The sequence below is a fragment of the Spirillospora sp. CA-128828 genome (assembly GCF_050945415.1).
GTDB lineage: Bacteria > Actinomycetota > Actinomycetes > Streptosporangiales > Streptosporangiaceae > Spirillospora.
Genome location: NZ_CP191986.1, coordinates 8,340,536 through 8,357,622, shown reverse-complemented (window position 1 = coordinate 8,357,622; position 17,087 = coordinate 8,340,536). Strand labels below are relative to the sequence as shown.

The 17,087-nt window shown below is 61.1% G+C and carries 16 protein-coding genes; 6 read left to right on the top strand and 10 right to left on the bottom strand.

Translation table 11 applies throughout. The features are described from left to right. Positions 1-16: 16 nt before the first annotated feature. The 3 genes from ACQPXG_RS40175 to ACQPXG_RS40165 all read right to left on the bottom strand — a co-directional run bounded on the left by ACQPXG_RS40175 (position 17) and on the right by ACQPXG_RS40165 (position 1,892). Positions 17-775 carry a GntR family transcriptional regulator gene (locus ACQPXG_RS40175; RefSeq protein WP_433464384.1) on the bottom strand — a complete coding sequence of 253 codons (759 nt, stop codon included), beginning with the start codon at positions 773-775 and terminating at the stop codon, positions 17-19. An 83-nt stretch (positions 776-858) separates the two neighbouring features. Further along, positions 859-1,068, bottom strand: a complete 210-nt coding sequence (locus tag ACQPXG_RS40170; protein WP_433470130.1) for a DUF397 domain-containing protein — start codon at positions 1,066-1,068, stop codon at positions 859-861. Beyond that, on the bottom strand, positions 1,068-1,892 hold the full coding sequence (locus tag ACQPXG_RS40165; protein WP_433464383.1) for a helix-turn-helix domain-containing protein: 825 nt from the start codon (positions 1,890-1,892) through the stop codon (positions 1,068-1,070). Before ACQPXG_RS40165 ends, ACQPXG_RS40170 begins: the two co-directional genes overlap by 1 nt. A gap of 228 nt (positions 1,893-2,120) precedes the next feature. On the opposite strand from ACQPXG_RS40165, the gene ACQPXG_RS40160 reads away from it, so the two are divergent. Next, entirely contained in the window at positions 2,121-2,516 is a 396-nt protein-coding gene (locus ACQPXG_RS40160; protein ID WP_433464382.1) for an ATP-binding protein, read from the top strand. A gap of 749 nt (positions 2,517-3,265) precedes the next feature. Here the strand turns inward: ACQPXG_RS40160 and ACQPXG_RS40155 are convergent. After that, positions 3,266-4,225 carry an ATP-binding protein gene (locus tag ACQPXG_RS40155; protein WP_433464381.1) on the bottom strand — a complete coding sequence of 320 codons (960 nt, stop codon included), beginning with the start codon at positions 4,223-4,225 and terminating at the stop codon, positions 3,266-3,268. 451 nt (positions 4,226-4,676) lie between these two features. On the opposite strand from ACQPXG_RS40155, the gene ACQPXG_RS40150 reads away from it, so the two are divergent. Continuing rightward, positions 4,677-5,618 (top strand): DUF4145 domain-containing protein, encoded by a 942-nt coding sequence (locus ACQPXG_RS40150; RefSeq protein ID WP_433464380.1) that lies wholly within the window; start codon positions 4,677-4,679, stop codon positions 5,616-5,618. A gap of 27 nt (positions 5,619-5,645) precedes the next feature. Further along, positions 5,646-6,416: a hypothetical protein gene (locus tag ACQPXG_RS40145; protein ID WP_433464379.1), complete on the top strand. Its 771-nt coding sequence runs from the start codon at positions 5,646-5,648 to the stop codon at positions 6,414-6,416. Positions 6,417-7,145: 729 nt separating this feature from the next. Here the strand turns inward: ACQPXG_RS40145 and ACQPXG_RS40140 are convergent. From ACQPXG_RS40140 to ACQPXG_RS40130, 3 genes are all read right to left on the bottom strand, one after another. Next, positions 7,146-8,054: a DNA-processing protein DprA gene (locus ACQPXG_RS40140; RefSeq protein ID WP_433464378.1), complete on the bottom strand. Its 909-nt coding sequence runs from the start codon at positions 8,052-8,054 to the stop codon at positions 7,146-7,148. 34 nt (positions 8,055-8,088) lie between these two features. Beyond that, positions 8,089-9,399 (bottom strand): SIR2 family protein, encoded by a 1,311-nt coding sequence (locus ACQPXG_RS40135; RefSeq protein WP_433464377.1) that lies wholly within the window; start codon positions 9,397-9,399, stop codon positions 8,089-8,091. A 671-nt stretch (positions 9,400-10,070) separates the two neighbouring features. Beyond that, positions 10,071-10,307, bottom strand: a complete 237-nt coding sequence (locus ACQPXG_RS40130) for a hypothetical protein (protein ID WP_433464376.1) — start codon at positions 10,305-10,307, stop codon at positions 10,071-10,073. 1,181 nt (positions 10,308-11,488) lie between these two features. On the opposite strand from ACQPXG_RS40130, the gene ACQPXG_RS40125 reads away from it, so the two are divergent. Then, positions 11,489-12,610 carry a hypothetical protein gene (locus tag ACQPXG_RS40125; RefSeq protein WP_433464345.1) on the top strand — a complete coding sequence of 374 codons (1,122 nt, stop codon included), beginning with the start codon at positions 11,489-11,491 and terminating at the stop codon, positions 12,608-12,610. A 431-nt stretch (positions 12,611-13,041) separates the two neighbouring features. Here the strand turns inward: ACQPXG_RS40125 and ACQPXG_RS40120 are convergent, their stop codons facing one another. Further along, positions 13,042-13,998 carry a hypothetical protein gene (locus tag ACQPXG_RS40120; RefSeq protein WP_433464375.1) on the bottom strand — a complete coding sequence of 319 codons (957 nt, stop codon included), beginning with the start codon at positions 13,996-13,998 and terminating at the stop codon, positions 13,042-13,044. Positions 13,999-14,221: 223 nt separating this feature from the next. On the opposite strand from ACQPXG_RS40120, the gene ACQPXG_RS40115 reads away from it, so the two are divergent. Further along, complete coding sequence (locus ACQPXG_RS40115) at positions 14,222-15,049, top strand: transposase family protein (protein WP_433464374.1); 828 nt, start codon at positions 14,222-14,224, stop codon at positions 15,047-15,049. Between the two features lie 89 nt (positions 15,050-15,138). Here the strand turns inward: ACQPXG_RS40115 and ACQPXG_RS40110 are convergent, their stop codons facing one another. Next, positions 15,139-15,351: a hypothetical protein gene (locus ACQPXG_RS40110; RefSeq protein ID WP_433464373.1), complete on the bottom strand. Its 213-nt coding sequence runs from the start codon at positions 15,349-15,351 to the stop codon at positions 15,139-15,141. 282 nt (positions 15,352-15,633) lie between these two features. Next, on the bottom strand, positions 15,634-15,912 hold the full coding sequence (locus tag ACQPXG_RS40105; protein ID WP_433464372.1) for a hypothetical protein: 279 nt from the start codon (positions 15,910-15,912) through the stop codon (positions 15,634-15,636). Between the two features lie 108 nt (positions 15,913-16,020). Here ACQPXG_RS40105 and ACQPXG_RS40100 point away from each other — a divergent pair, with 108 nt between their 5' ends. Further along, positions 16,021-16,656 carry a hypothetical protein gene (locus ACQPXG_RS40100; protein ID WP_433464371.1) on the top strand — a complete coding sequence of 212 codons (636 nt, stop codon included), beginning with the start codon at positions 16,021-16,023 and terminating at the stop codon, positions 16,654-16,656. Positions 16,657-17,087: the final 431 nt, after the last annotated feature.

Below are 17,087 nucleotides of genomic sequence, written 5' to 3'. Positions count from 1 at the left end.
AGAAGCGCGACGATTCCTAGGCGATCGTCGTCCGGTATTGGAACTCGTACCGATCAGCGCGATAAATGATCTTCGCGACCTCGACCGGCGTGTCTCCCGCCCAGAACGTTTGCCATATCTGGATCACCGGGACGCCCGCCGGAATGTCGAGTTGCGCCTCTTCGTGCGGTTCGGGCATGCGGACTTGCAGAACCTCTTCTTCCACATCTACCGCGTAGCCGATCGCGTCGAATCGCGGGACGATTCCCTGTCCGCCGTACGGCCCTTCGTGGGGCGACTCGATCTCCGTGCCGCCCGTGATCGCGAGAGGCTCCCACGCCACGCTGAACGAGACAGGGCTCCCGCCCATGCTGATCGCATACGAGGTCTCGGTTACAGGGTCGCCCTCGTCGATGCCGAGACGTTCCGCTACGCCGGCGGGAGCCTCTGCGCGCTCCGTGGAATGCTCCATATGGAGTTCCATACCCGCGCGGTCTGACTCCTGTCGATACGCGGGCTTGGCATGCGGACGCTGGAACCGGTCCCAATGGGTTCTGACGAGGGGCGGGTTCTTCGCAACAAAGGCGCCCTGACCTGCCAGGAAGTAGATGGCGCCAACGTTCCTCAGTGCGATGAGCGCTCGACGTGCCGCGCTCAACTCGCAATCCCATCGCTGGGCCAGCTCCTGAGCGCTTGGCAACGGCGAATCAGGAGACAAGTCTCCGCTCTTGATCTGCGACTGAAGGTCTTCGGCGATGGCCTGATACGGGGAGCTTTGCTGATCACGGTCGACCATGGACGGATTCTCTCATAGACGGAGCGCGGTACGGGGCGCCGCGCTGTGGCCGGTTCCAACCTGTTCGTGCGCGCAATGCCAGGTCAGATCAGGTCGTGCTCACGATTCTTGACGCGACGCATGAACGCTCGCCATTCGGTCGCCGCGAAGATCAATATTGGTCCGTCCGGGTCCTTCGAGTCACGCACACCGACCGCAGGTGCCGCGCTCGCCACCTCGACGCATGCTCCTCCGTGGTGGTCGCTATGGCTCGCCTTACGCCACCGGAGACCTGTGGGGTTCGGCAAGTTCATCATCCGAGTTCCTCCATCAAACTTTCGATCAGACGACGGGACTCATCGATTCGGAGCGCGTCACCTCGAAGCAAGTTGTACAACACCGCACACTCCGCAACGGATTTCTTCTCCTGGAGAAGCATCCCTTGCCCACCGGCTTCGATGTAGGCGACATCGGTCGAGTCCGCAAAACTGAGCATGATGAAGCTGCCGCCCAACCCGGGGTAGTACCCGGCATCCTGCGGGACGATATCGATCCACACGTTGGGCAACTCGCTAATGGAGAGCAGGTGCTGAAGTTGCTCACGTACCACCGTAGGGCCACCGATCATACGCCGCAAAGCGAACTCGTCGATCGTGAACCATGCTTGAGGTGCGTCCTCATCAGTGAACAACTCTTGCCGCTTCAAACGGTCCTTCACGAGTTGATCCACCAGGTCCGGTCTCTGGTTACGTCCAAGCACGGTTCGAATGTAACTCTCTGTCTGCAACAGCCCATTGACCATGGCAACGTCGAACGCCCGAATGGTAGCCGCCTCCGCTTCCATTTCGAGGTACTGGTCGAACCCGGGAGGCCGGATCGTCCGGTGACGTGTGTCGATGATGCGCTTCCAAAGGCGCGAGAATAGACCGTTCGTCCTGAAAAAGGTGTCGAGGTCCTCGGCGAACTTCTCTGAAGGAATGTTCTTGCCGGCTTCGATCTGGCCGAGCCATTGCGGCGTGTATCCGAGCTTCTCGGCCAAGTCTTGCTTGCTCAGCTGCGCTTCCGAGCGCCACGCCGTGACCTCTGCCGCAAATGTCTGGATAGCCGGATCTTCGTACGCTTCACGCCGTGATCCCATTGCCGACTCCTCTACCAAACCCCGGTGGGAGGTTTCGTGGTCCAGGGCGGGGGTTTACCGGACCCGTTTCGGGGTTCGTAGCCGAGAGTAACTCACGCTTGCGACTCTGGTCACGGCATTTCAACAGGAAACCGGAGGCGACAGTTCCCCATGGCGAACACCCGCCCACCGCCCGGTGATCAACACCGGTTCCATCCGACATCCGGAGACACTCCAAAGGTCGTATCGATGCACGCAACCCTTCTCGCCCCCGAAACCCCGCCTCTCATCCTCGATCCCACCTTGAACGCGCCGGCCATGGCGCGCCGCTTCCTCGCCGAACGCTTCCGCGAGTGGGGCATCGAGGACGACTCCGACGGCCGTCTGGTCGTCTCGGAGCTGGTCACGAACGCCCTTCTCCACGGCGCCGGACAGATCGTCGTCCGCGTCTACCGAGACGAGAGCGACGGCATCCCTGTAATCGAGGTGTGGGACCAGGGCGACGGAGCGCCAGTAGTTCGTCCGGAAAGCGACACCCAGCTCAACGGCCGAGGACTCCTGGCCGTCGAGGGCATCGCGCTCAAGTGGGGCACGCGACCGATCGCCGAAGGAGGCAAGATCGTTTGGGCGCGCGTCGCTGCTTAGGGCGGGAGCTGGTCACCCGCGCGCGCGCCCTCGTCGAGCGCCACACCCTTCGATGCCGTACCCGTATCGGCCACAACACCGCGTTGCGGTACCTGGAAGGGCTCGCCGTAGTGCTCGAAGCGTCCGGCTGGCGATGCGTCCGCCTCTACCGCCCCGATGGGTTCCCGATCTCGCTGCCAGTCCTGCGGGTGTACGCCCCTGGTGCGGAAGACGTCGAGGTCTGGGTTCACGTCCGAGCAGAACCCGACGGCCGATGGAGCTACTACGAAGCTCGACAAGGACACGGAACCGGCGGCCACATCTACCCCTGCGGAGACGCGAAGGGAGCCGTCGAAAACGTCGAGCACAGACTCAGAGCCCGAATGTACCTCTGCTGAAACCCGAGACGAACCCCCGACTTCCGCCAAGAAGGCGCGCAGAGTCGGGGGTTCCGGATTACCGGAGTACTCGAATGCCTCGCCTCCGCTACGCCTTGCTGTGCCCCCTCCGCCCCCTACTGCGCTTCTATCTGACCCAACAGAGCGAGATGCACATGGAATCCTCATTCCGCTGCATCCTGCTGCGGGAAAATCACGAAGCACAAGTTCACTGGGACAAAGCCGAAACCTTCAGGATGGCCGCTGAGACCCTGTCGACTGATTAGGCGACTCCTGACCCTCCCACCCGGCTTTCCGCCGTACGAGTGTTCATCGAGGAGACGCCGGACAGCTCAGCCCCGACCTCGTGAGCCGTCCGGCATCCCAGAGCCGCTAGCCCAACACCGACGCTTCGAGGGCCATACTGAACTCCGGATCGATCTGAGTAGTGAGATCGACCCCCACAGACTTGTTGGCCCAGCTCTCAGCGTTCTTGACGTGGAACTCCGCTCCCTGCCGAGAGAACTTCTCCCAGTCCTTCGGCTGCGCGTCCACCTCGGCCTGAAGGCGTCGGAGCACCTCCCGCCCGGAACCGTCGAGCGCGCTGAGGTTGAAGGGACGACCTTGCTCCATGGCCCGAACGGCCGGTTGATGCCCCATGCATGTCAGCAGGTCATCCCCCACCTGCGAGCGTAGGAACGCCTCGTCGTCGCTGGTCTGGACCTTGTTGCCCACGACCGCGATCTTCACCCCGAAGTCCCGCGCGTGGTCGGTGTACTGCCGGTAGACGGCAACGCCCTTCCTGGTCGGCTCGACGACGAGGAACATCACGTCGAACCGCGTGAACAGCCCAGAGGCGAACGTGTCCGCTCCCGCCGTCATGTCCACGACGACGTACTCTCCGGGACCGTCGACGAGGTGGTTGAGGTACATCTCAACCGCTCCCGTCTTCCCGTGGTAGCAGGACACCCCAAGGTCCTTGTCGTCGAACTGGCCGGCGGCCATGAAGGTCACGTCGCCGAACCGACGTGACATGGCATGGATCGGGTCGTCACCCCCGATCCGCAGGAGCTTCGAGCCGCGCCCTGGTGGCGTCGTCTTCACCATCTGAGCCGCGGACGCGATACGAGGATTGTCGCCCCTGAGGTACTCCTTGATGACGTCGAGGTGCGCCCCCAGCGCCGGCACGCTGGCGACCTCCTCATCACTGAGCCCCAGGGCCGCGCCGAGATGCTGATTGATGTCCGCGTCGATCGCAACCACCGGCACCCCCTCCGCAGCCAGATGCCGGATGAACAGCGACGACGTAGTGGTCTTCCCGCTACCGCCCTTGCCCACGAACGCAACTTTCACGAATCCCCCCAATCTGGAGATGAAAACCATTGTCAATCTATCCTGGTAGCCGATAGGGGGTCACGCAACTGAAACACCTGATCTTTGCAATCAAGCTGTCACCGTCTGCAAGAGATCCTCTGGTGCCTCCGCTCATCGTCCAACGCTGCGCGAGTGTCTAACACACGGTGTCGCCGTGACCGGCTACGTCCGGGACGACCTCGGTGAGACGTCTAGGAGGCAACGACAAGCCCAGGCCTGAGCGAGCCCATCCCTGAGTTGCGGTAGGTCGAGTCACCCCGTGCACCGCTGAACACTCTTCGCGGATACATGAAGCCCGCTGACGCCGGGGGCCCGGACTCCTGGGCCAGCCGTACGCCGGGCACACAGTTTGCACTTCCCGATCCTCAAGCACGGCCGGTCATGGCCAACTTGAAGCGTTCTGCGTACTGAACCTCGGACTCGGAAGCGCGTGAAGCTCATCCGCGTTACAGTCGATAACGTGCGCCTTTTTCAGAACGACCTCAACGATCTCCCTTGCCCAAGTTGCGGGGTCCGTGGAGGGTTGTCTTTTGAGGCGACCGCAGGTGAGTTCGAGCGCGAAGGACTTGTTATTGCCATCTGTCAAGCCCCCAGCGGTGACATTGGCTCGGATAGAGCCATTTGTTGCCAGCGGGTTGTTTTGACAGGTTCGCCAGGGAATTTTGAGCGACTCTGGCCTCCAGCTCGCCAAAGTGATTTAGATCCTGCGATCCCGGCAGCGCTCGCAGCGAGCCTGGCCGAAGCCCGTCTCTGCCACCACGCGGGAGCACATACTGCGGCGACCGTAATGGTGCGTCGCACCCTTGAAGCACTGTGCGCCGATCGCGGCATACCCAACGTCACAGGCAACGGCGGTCACCGGTCCCTACATGCCAAACTGCAAGATCTACGCGCCGTTGGAGCGATTACCGCGGATTTGCTTGACTGGGCTATCCACCTCAAGGAGGTAGGTAACGACGGTGCCCACGACATCACCGTGTTCGCCACCGACGAGGAAGCCGAAGATGCGATTGCCTTGGCTGAAGACATGCTTCGACACCTGTATGTCGCCCCTGCCCGCTATGCGCGAGCAAAAGCTCGCCGAGAGCGGAGTCGGCAGATCAGGCAGATGCCGGAGATAGACGTTCATTACACCATCGATGTCCAGGAAGACGGGACGACCAGCCTTGAGGCTATACGGCCCCAAGCAGTGGGTATCGAACTGCCACCAGAGGAGATATTCGCGTCGATTTGGGGCAGCGAACTTGAGATGGTTGAACTCCGGGAGCAATTGGAGAAGGCGGTCAGCGCCAAGCTATTGGACAGCTCGCTGAGGCTAGGCAAGCTCATCCACGTCGACTACCGCACCCGCGAGCCACTCTCGGACGACTGAAGTAAGACTGAAATTAGAGGGAACGGAATGAACAGGAAGACTATTTCAGAAAACCATGAGATCAAGGATGCGATTGATTACATTCCGCACTTGATCGGAGTCGATAAAACTCTGCATTCTGTTCGTTTCCACATCCTTAGCAACGTATCCGCCGGCGAGCGTGTGGTCAACGCACCTCCAGTTCGTCATATTGTAGATGAAGCCCTAGGCCTCAGAAAAAAGTATCGAATCCCATTTTGGGAGGCGGTACTTCTTCTCGCGCGCCGCGAAGGAGGTGAGACCCTAGAGCTAGTCCTAGATTCTGCGGCCAATCACCAATCTATGTCCCGCCACGCGAAGCACATCGATGTGCCAGCCGATGACCTGACGATTGAGAACATAAGGCGTCTGGCGGCCGCACGGGGTTCAGACGAAATCCTAGCTCTATCTTCTCGTGTACGACTTCAGTCGCGGTCCGGGTATGCTCATATCCCGATGCTGGATTTTCGCATTCGACCGAGCAGTGAGAACGAACAACTTGCCGTCGACATTCTCACAAGAATGCCCGCTAGTGGGACACTCCTCAATTCTGGAAATTCCTATCACTTCTATGGCGACGATCTACTTAGCGAGAAGCAGTTGATGGAATTTCTGGGCAGGGCAGCTCTCTTCGCACCCTTCGTTGATCAGCGGTGGATCGCTCACCAAATGATCGAGGGGGCATGTGCATTGCGTGTCTCAAGTGGCAAGACCTTCCCTCATGGCCCCACTTATGTGCGGACTGTTTCTGTGAGCGTTGAGGATGACACCAAGCCCTAAACTGCTTCGTGAGCGTCAAAGATTCGACTGAAGTCGAAGCTCTGGGAGCATTGGGCCTGCCATAACATAGCGCTTGATTCATTATAATCTGGGTTGATGCGGCGGCCAATTGTTACTATACCTACAACAGTGGCCCCCGCAAGTTGGAGTGCGGAGGCAGCACTTTGACTTCTTGCACCGGTGGTGTAGACGTCATCGACCAGCAATATACGATGACTGCTGACATCCTTCGAAGTTCGATATCCGGCATCACTCATCGTCCGATGGCTAAGGGGAACCTCAGTACGGACGAGAGGTCTCGATAAGCGGTTCCCAAGCCCAGCCCGTTCCAGCTGTGTTTCTAACGGGTGAGAAGGGCGCGCTAGAGTGGAAGGCACTACTACTATCTCATCCCATGATCCCATGACGGTTTCCATAGCCGCCAAATTCCTTTTGATTCCCAAGGCTAGTATGGCCGTGATGTTATCGCAGTGGCTTGGAATAAATCCCTCAGGGCTAGGCTTGTAAAATTTTAGCCAGTCTCGGAGATTTGACGGCTTCATGTACAGCGACATCGGAAATAATTTCGGGCATGGACACGTCAACTCTTCAATGACTTGGGCGCAGTTATTGCAAACTGATTCTTCCGGGAACTTCCAGCTTCGACATACATGGCAGACGCCTTCTCCGGCGTAAGGCACCGGCACCAGATGCGGCTTTAGTAGTGCGGCCCATTGGTCGAGTTCGGCATCATTCATGATGGGATCTTTCTGCAGCGGCCAAGACCTCTTGCACTACATCCTCCTCAGTTTCCACCAACTTCACAAGTGGCTCGCAGGAATAAAGATTGATCCAAGACCTGTGATCGAAATGAGGCTTCCAAAACAGTACCTTTCGTCCTTGGTGAAGCGCGTGCTCTGCCTCATTACGGGTTCCACTCTTCTCGTCCGCTTCCACGATCAGACTCACGAGCGATAGCCCAGCTATAACGCCGTTCCGTTGAAGATAGGCGCTTCTAACAGGCGGGGAGCCGGGGCGAAATCGTGAGACGATTGCTCCGCTCGTATTAATAAGCTCCGCGACAGCCAGATCGCTTTCACGGTTTAGAGGGTGATCGATGCCGGCTGCGATAGCGGCGATTGTGAGTCCGCCAGCGTCGATTGCTCCCCGGTGACCAGCTGCATCGATACCCCTTGCCAGACCGGAGATCACAGTTATGCCGCTCTGAACAGCTGCTTCAGCAACGTTATGGGCTACTGCTAGACCTGAAGCTGTTGCACTCCTACTGCCCACGATCGCGAGGGCCTTTTCTTCATCCTCGTGAAGGTTTCCACGCACGAACAAGAAAGGAGGGCAACCGTAAGCTGTCTTTAGGTTGGTGGGGTAGTCCTTGCTATCTACCGTTACGAAGCGGACATCAGGCATGCCACTAGCCAAATTATCAAGCTGGTGCTGCCAGTGTATGACCCTTGCGGGATCAATGGCTCGTCTTATGTATTCCAGCAGGTCCGCATCATGGCCACGGCCGACTGATTTCGTAGAAAGAAGAGCCTCAGGGCCTCCGTACCGTCTAAGAATTACGGCGAGGTCTCGCCAGTCCGCAGGAACCACCTCAGTAGCTGCCAGGACGGCAGCGTGGGCGGTTGTTACATAGGTCATGGGGAAACCCTACCCTCTGGGTCCGACAGACCTATTATGGCGATGCCAAGAACATCATCTTACGCACCAAGTGGGATGCAGCTGTCGCGACGATTTCGGGTTCGCGGTCATTTAGATTCTCCCAGTCCCGCTGATCCTCATGGGTGATGTCCGCTCCTAGCAATTCACTGATACTCGCCGTCTCGTATAGTCGCGCAGCTGTCCCACCCGACGTGGGTATTGGAACGATTGGAATCTGTGCTTGTCGGGCCATTTCTGCTTCTTCGAAAGTCCTGTCACCACCTCCAAGAACTAGAACGGTTCGACATCTGGGTAGCACATCGGCGAGCATTTTCTCTCTACTCCATCCTGTGTAGACCGCAGTACCCATCCGATGAGGGACCATCGGTGGGATTTCTTTAGACTGACGGAAATAGAATTTGATTCGTTCCGGCAAGTAGCGAGAGTTCGCGCGCAACGCGTGGCCGAACGGGAAGGACACTGCGAACCCAGCAGGTCCAGCTAGAGAAACCATTTCTAGTTCAAGCTCTGCAAGGCGATGACCGATTCTCTTGCCGAGTTCTTGGACTTCTGAAGGCGCAGTACCGTCGCTCCCAGATATGAAAAGGAGGGGTTGTCGGGTGCGACGTACTAGCTGCTGAAGTAGGGGAACTATCTGGCTATACTCAGCTATTTCGTGCACACCAATTCCAGAATCCTCCAGGTCCCTTACACGCAACTCATGTAGTCTTTCGTCGTCGCCTCCTGCTGGTCTTTTTAGAACTGTAAAGTGTTCAGGTCCACCGATGTTCAGGATCGTACGGGACAGTCGCAGTAGGATGTCGATATTGGGGTCTGAGAAGCTGAAGCCGAGAAACAGAAATGCGCGCGTCATATAGCTGGCTCTCAGTGATGCCCATTTACGCGGGTGTTCTCTCTCATACATCTCATAATCGGATCGCGTTATTGTGGGGCTTTGCAGCCAGTCGATAGGTACTTCTCTTGTCAGACTGCCATGCATCTTCGTAATGCGTTGCCGTGCCATGGTTTGGCGTTCCGTTAGATCTTCTTCGCGGGAGATTGTCCGCGCGCCAGGGATTGCCTCCTCCAGAAGGCAGTCGTAATTGGTCGTCCAAATGTCGTCGATCGCTAGGTCTGCGATGAGTCGATGTCCTTCTGTGGGATTCGCGGTGACGCGGCTCATCTGTGTGAGAATATGGGTTTCCAGGGCCTCCCTGCCCCCGGGTGTTAACAGTACATAGTATTGCGCCAGGAGTGGCATATCTGTCATGTTAGGGATGCTCGCTTGTTTTTGTGGGGTAGCCAGAAGTTGCCCCCAGGTCGGAAAGCCTGCATCGAGGCTCATCCCTGCTCCGACGAACAGCGAGGCGTTTCGGGACAGTACGGCTGCCCCATACTGTCTTAGAAGGTCCCGTTGAGATATCGGCATGACAGCACTATAGAGCACGCTTCGGAACTTGTGGAGCCCTGATGCTCAAGGATTCAGTGCTCGACCGAGGAACCGTTTGAAGTCAGATAAGACGCGATGTAAGATCCTTATCTAGGAAAGACACTACCGTCACTGCTGACTGCCCTTCACGGCCTGGTGCCACAGGGCTTTTAGGGGCCTCCAATTTTCATCGAATTCTCGGCGATGAGCGGCCAGTCAGTGCGTTACTGATATTTGCTCGTTGTCGGATCTGTATCCGTGCTGTTGTTGCGAGCGCATCGGTCGTCGGAGAATGGCATCGGTGATGCAAATAACCCGTCAGTGCGTGAGTTCTGATGCCGCCGGGAGCAGTGCGCCAGCAGGGCGGTTCGGCTCGCTGGGCAACCTGGCTAAGGATTCGCTAGATCCAAGCTGATCGAGGACTTTGAACCACGTATTAAACATAGGTGTCACCGATGTGTGCCGGGACAGGAGGGGTACCAGTGCCCGCCCGGTCAGAACTCGCCGGGCGGGCGGGGTCTTTAGGGTTGTCTCACCCTGTCTGTCCGATTAGCAACCCAATGGCTGGCATACCAGCGCACCATGCGTCACCGTTTTCGCCTGGCTCGGCTGTCGGATTTTTGTGATTTTGCGTGAGGAGCACGGAGACGATGTGAATCCTTGGCCGCCTTAACCTCTATCGTGAATGAGGCCCAGCGAGTGATGGTTCCGCTGATCTTGAGTGACTCGGGGGTGATGCGCCTTACCGTGGTGTAGACGACGGCCAGCACGGCAATACCAAGAAGGCCAAAAAGTGCAATCGCCACGAACACTGTTGCGAGCATGCGAAACCGACCCCTTCCGGGTTCGGTCCGGATGCGCTAAGTCACGGACAGGTTCGACGAGCCACGTACGCGCTTATCTAAGGTGTCATAGCCAAAGATACATGAGCTACTCGCCGGGCAGTCCAATGATCCGCCAGGGTGACGGGTACCAGGGAGGATCAAACCCGTACACCTGGACGCCTTTAGGGTCTCTGTCACCAGGATGAAGGGGGTTCACCTTGCCAGGGTGGACGATCATAGGTCTTCTCGTTCGCCTCATGAGGCCGTATCCAGCGGCGTAGACCATCACCGGGACCTGGATCATGAAGGTGCGTCGACACTTGCCGCAGCTAGCGAAGTCGCCCCTTGGGAGATCGTTGCGTAGTTCAGCCAAGCTGGAAGGGGCGTAATCACTGGGGGAGACCATGCACGGTCCTACAACCCGTGGGGGCGAGGCGGAGAGACGGCTTCCCAGATCTTGGCTGTTGGCCGGTCCTAAGGTCAGTCCCCAGGCCTCTTCGCCGGGTGTGCCGTTCTCAATCAGGGTCTCGTACTCCATCGCTGCCATGGCGAGACGTTCCCTGACTACTTGATCGCGTGTCAGGTGCTCTCCAACACGCCACAGCCAATATTTCCCCCTCACGGGATAGATCGCTGCTAGCAAGCGACCTTCGTGAGGACACCGGGCCTCAGCGAGTGCCACGATGTTCTTCCGGTTTTCGGTGATGTACTTGAGCGCTGCAGCCTGGGCACTGAGCCACTCGCCGGCAGTTTGGTTCGCCACGATGCCATCATGCATGCGTTAGCTCCGCGTGGGCCCCGAATCCGGAGTGTTTGGTTCGAAACCCGCCGATCACACCTACCGGTGCGCGGAAGGACGGGTCTCGAAGCCCGTGCAGACCCCGTGCTAGGACGGCCTAGCCTTCGGTGTCCGTCGAACAGGTGCCGCGAGGATCCGGTTGAACGCCTCTCTGACCTGGTGGTATGTGTTCGAGTAGGACGTCACTACCTCCACCAGCTATAACGGCCCGACTGAAACGTGTGTTTCGGTCGGGCCGTTGTGCGTCCGAGCTGCTGTGGCGGCCGCTGTCGTCTGCTCGGCCTTGCCGGCCGCCACATCCCGCTCAGGCCGGCCAGCCCTGCCGTGGCGATGGCGTCGTCGGTGCGTCAGTAACCGCCATCATGTCCTTTGGCGGCCGACCGTGATCGTCGGGCTCGGTGTCTATGATGCGCTCATGCCTGGACTCCGAGCCGTCGTGACCAGCAGGGCGCCCTCTGACAGTCCCCTCCTCGATTTCGACCTCGTCGACCGTGACGGTCACTTGCTCGTCATCGGTACCGACCAACACCGCGCCTTCTCCTGGGACCCGACGACTGATCAATGGGCCGAGCATCGGCTTGATGTCCCGTCCCGAGAATTCCCCTTCGTTGAGCTCAGTCAGATCAGCGCAGCCGTCGTCGATGGGCGGATCGTGGTCGGCGGTGGCGGGGAGCACCAGGACTTCGCGCAGTGGGATCTGGAAACCGGTGCGGTGCTGGAGGGAGCGGACGGCGGAGGTGTGAGTTGGGCTCGCGCGGCAACGCTCGGCGGACGAACCCTCTTCGTCATCGGTGGGACCGGTCCGGCTGTGGAGGTCCAGGGGCCGGCACACAAGGAAGACGCCCCCGATGCCGGCGACCTCGACGGGGACGAGCCTGGTGAGTACATGGACGAAGACGATCACTATTGGCTGGTGACGGAACTGGAATGTGCCGGGAGCGTTGCGGCGGGCACGCTGTGGGGCAGGGCGGTCATCGCGTCCATCGGTGTGGACGGAGGCGTCATCGTGTGGGACATCAAGGAGGAATGTCCGATCGTCGAACTCGATGTGCCTGACGGCATCGATGACGGAGCCTTTGGCTATTTCGCACTGGCCGCTGTGGAAGACCGGGCTTTCTTGGTGGCGGCCGGAGAACGGGTTCTCGCGGTGTGCGATGTGAGCGACGCTGACGCTCCCGTGTGGGCCGACCCGGTCACCGTGCCAGGCGGCGATATCGTATGCCTCGACGCTGCAGTGGTGGGCGGTCGCGCGGTCGCGGCGACCGGCGGCGAAGACGGCATGGTCTACATATGGGATGTTGCGGAACGTCGCATCCTGGGAGAGCCGAACTCAGCGCATGGCTCCGAGTTCCCGGGTGCCATCGGAGAAGTGTCCACCGTCCGGTTCACCGAGTTGCGGGGTCGGCCCGTCGTCATCAGCGCCGGCAGGGACGGCACTATGCGCGTCTGGGACCTTCCGGCAGGCGGAAGCAATCAGCCGTGGAATCGCCCTTCACAAGAGTGACAGGCGGCTGATGGTCGGCCTGGCGCCACGGTGGCCACATCCCGCTCAGGCCGGTGCTGAACGGCTAACGGGGTGGAGTCACGGCGGCGTCATCCCACTTGACCCACGTCGCTCGGCACGTCCACTGATCTTAGAAAACTAGGCAGGGCCCGGTCCGGACGACCGTCGGGAGTGTCAATCCCCGCAGACGGCCTCTTCCGGGCCGTGAGGCACGGCCACGGAAGACCGTGCCAACTGTGTTCGGAACGGCGACGAGAAGCGTCCGGCGATGACGGCATGATGCCGGTCGCCGGGACACGGGGTTCCTCCCGCCGTTCGCGGCGAGGGAGGCGAGAGAACCGCCCAGGCGGACCGGCATGCGACCGGTCCGCCCGAGCAGCGGGTGTTCCACCCCAAGTGGGTGACCACAGGGGTGGAGCCGGGACGAAGGGTCACGCCGATTCGACGACATCCCCTCGTGCCGCCTTCGACCAGACGTCGAATAGGCGACCCGCCGATCCGCCGACCGGCCCGATGCCCTCCCGCAGCGTCTCAGACGCCGGAAGTCGGGCATTGTCCACCGCGGATACCGCGAGCGCGGCATCATCGATGGTGGACGAACAGACCGTGAGCAGATAGTCGGGAACCCTCAGTGCGGGATCGGCGCACCCCACGAGAGGTGTGCCCACGGCGGCGATCAGGGGGAACACCGTTCCCGGAATCCCGATCGTCGCCTCAGCACGTGCCGCGGCAGTCTGCGACGAGACCTGGCTGATCTCATGGCGGGCCCACAACGCGGGGTCCTCCCTCGGGTGCAGACCCACCATGATCCGCTTGCCGGCCGTCCGCAGTTCCTCCGCGGCCGCCAGCAGGAGATCTGTGCCGGGCGCCGCTTCACCTGTCGAGTCGGGGTGGGTGACGCTCGTCAGGACCAGTACCAGCCCCGGCTCGGGCACCCGCTTCGGCAGATCATCGGTCCGCGGGGAACCGACGACGGTTATCGTCCGCCGCGTGCCGAGATGGCCGGCGAACGCAAGGGCCGCCCCCTGCGACGCGGCGGTGATCGCCCGCAGCCGCGGGCGCAGCCGCCCGGCGCCGGCGGCTTCCTGCGGCCCCAGATAGGCGAGCTCGCTGGCGGCCAGGGGCAGCCTCGGAAATCGACCGGCGACCTCCACCGGCCAGTCACCGGCCCCGGCGACCACGAGCAGATCGGCCGGCGGCGCCGTTTGCGGTGTCGCGGCAGGCACTGGATCCCCGGGCTTGATCCGCGACACGTCGGGCACCACCTGAATGAGCTCCCAGCCGCGCCGCTCGGCCTCGTGGAGCAGTGGCTGCACGTGGTAGGTGCCCCAGGGCTCATTCGTCGTTATCAACACCCGAAGCCGGGGAGGCGGGTGGCTCTGATTCATGTTAATCACCCTCTTATTTGCGCGAAAACCGACACGCTTTTCGTGTCGGACATAAGAGACTGAGGTGATCTCAGCGAAATCGATCCGGACAAGGACGCTTTCCCTGGCACGAACGAGGCTTTGAGGGCGGACACGCGGACGATCAGGCGGCGCCCGGAAAGGGCGTGGAGCCCCCGGTAGAAGAGGTCTCACCACAAGCTCTCTTCACGCCGGAAGGCTCCACGTGATCAGCTATCGTGCCACGCTCGACGTCTCGCGGGAACTGGTTCTGCATGTGTCCGGGCTGCTTGCCGCCGAACGCCGATACCGGCGCACTCCCAAGGGCAGCAGGGCGCTGACCTGCTTCTGGGAAGCGGTGCTGGTGCTGCGATGGTTCCGGGACCGCACCGACCCCGCCGCCCTCGGCCGTGACCACCGGATATCGCGGGCGACGGCCTACCGCTACATCGGTGAGGCGATCGAGGTGCTCGCCGCCCAGGCCCCTGACCTGCACACCGCGCTGCAACGAGCCAAAGACGACGGACTGCCGCACGTGCAACTGGACGGCACCATCATCGGCTCCGACCGCTGCCGGCAGCAGACCCAAAGCGTCAAAGGCGAGACGATCGACGCCTGGTACTCGGGAAAGGCGCACCACCACGGCGGCAATATCCAGGCGGTGTCGGCGCCCTGCGGGCTTCCCCTGTGGGTTTCTGACGTCGAGCCCGGCTCGGTGCACGACCTGACCGCCGCCCGTACCCACGAGCTGGGCGCGCTGTACGCCGCGGCGGCCGACGACCTGCCCACCCTTGCCGACCTGGGATACCAGGGCGCGGGCATCGGGGTGTTCACCCCGGTCAAGCACCCCTCCGGCGGCCAGGTCCTGGACGCCGACGCCCGCACCTACAACGCGCTGCTGCGCGGCCTTCGATGCCTGGCCGAACGCGGCTTCGCCCTGCTCACCCAACGCTGGCGCATCCTGCAGCACATCACCGCCAGCCCCAGCCGAATCGGCGACATCGCCAAAGCCGCACTCGTCCTCACCCATTTCGAACACGGCTACGCCCGGTGATTCGCTGAGATCACCTCACTGTACAGGGCAAGGGCGAGCTGGACTTCAGTCGACTTGCTTGAGACCTGGACATGCGACTCCTTGTTCCGTCAGGTCATCGGACGGATCCGGTCTCGGCGAGTACAGTCTCGCTGCGAGCGCGGGCCCGTTCCTCGTCGGCGAGGTCGAGCGAGCGTGTGCCGGTGCAGCCAGTCGTACCCGTAGATCGCGAGCACCGTGGCGGCGAGGGCGACGGCGACGGCCACCAGGGTCTGGTTCCATCCGAAGATGCCGTGCAGACCGGATGTAGCCGCAGCCATCATCTGCTGGCGACGCCTCGTCCGCTGATCATTTTGTTAGGACCTCTAAGCCAGCTCCGCACGGGGCCTCAAGAAGAGCCCGTCAGCGGGTCCGCGAGCATGCAAAACAACAAGATCCGGTTGGGCCGTTCGTGTCCGCTCGAAGCGGTACGCCAGGAGGGTGGACCCTTGGGCGTCGACCCCAGCCGTCCCGGCGTGCCGGCGGCACCGAAGGATCGGAATCCCACAGGCGGGCGGGTCCGCTCAGGTTGACGAACAGGTGTGCCGACGGCATCGGCGGCACGTTCACCCGCTTCGAGCACGCGTTACTCGAACACCCGCCGGCAAGCGCGGTGCGAGCATCGCCGAGGATGAGTTGTCGTCAGTGACGGCGGTGACGGTGCCCAGTAGGGCAGCGGCACCGCCGTTGTGCTTTGCGGCCTTGTGCGCGTTCATGAGGGGCGCGAAGACCTCGGTAGGCTCGTCGCCTGAGACCTGCGGTCCGGCGTCGTCGGCATCGACGTAGACAGGATTTGAGAATCTCCGACCTTCGATGCACTGCTGTAACGATTCAGGATCGCCCATGGTGCTGGTCCGGTCAGAGGTTCTCCGGACGGTATTGAGAAGGATTCGGTTCGTCTCGCCCGGAGTGGAACTCAGAATGTGTCGCGAAGAGTGCCTTTGCTTGCCGTTGTGGCGGTTTTCGTGCAACCGCAGGTTGGAATCGTCTTGAATCCCTTCGTCGAGCGGGACCGGATCTCGCCGAGATGGAGTGGCGAGTTGCTCGACCGGCTCGGCAGGCCGAGCCGGATATTCGTCCGCAGACGCGGGTTCGAGCGGCCTTATATTTCGCCGCCCACCGTCCAGATCATCCGGCAAGGAGCGCCGCTGGAGGTGAGCATGCTCGACCTGTCGCTGACCTTCCTATGGCTTATCGACGCTCGGGGCGACATCCGTATCGCGCCCGAGCAAGACCCGTCGTATGCAAGCCTCTACCCTAGGCGGGTCTACCCCGAGGGCAGAGGGCGCCCCGACCACGGGCTCAAGCACGCCGATCTCGCGGCGGGAGCATCGTATGACCGGGTGACCAGACTGCTCCGGCTCCGACCGCCGGCCCGAATCGGCGGGGAACTCAGACCAGAGATCGACTCTGACGGACTGCTCACCGGCCGGTGGATCTTGAACAACAACTCCGCCTACAACGCCCGCAAGACCCGGCTGGACTGTAAAAGCATGGGGCAGAAGGAACTGCGCATCGCATTCGAACTACTGCGGGCGACTGGCACCGACACCTCCGACATCACCGTCCATACATTCAGGCCCGACTGATCGGTCACCGAGCAATCAAGGGCAACGACATGACTGCCGGCCATCGACGACGAGTCGCGCACTCGTCCGTCCCGGAGGGATCGCGGCGCTGCTGGAGTGCCACCACCGTGCGGCGGTGGATCGGTCGTCTTGGACGCCGCGTCGGCACCGCTCTCCCGACCGGTTACCGGTCGCCGCCGCCCCTTGGACCGGCCCCTGTCTGCCACCAGGCCACGAGCAGAGTCTCCTGACTGCCATTTAGTATGCTGAACCTCTCGCTTAGCTCTTTGAGCCGGGTGTATGTGTTCGAGTAGGAAGCCATTACCTCCACCCAAGATGCGGTCCGGCCGAAACTTGTGTTTTGGCCGGACCGCTTCTGGTTGCGGCCGTCAGCTCTCGGCCAGCTCTGCTGAGGGTCGAGAGAAGGAACGTGCGGATTCGGCTCTGCCTGC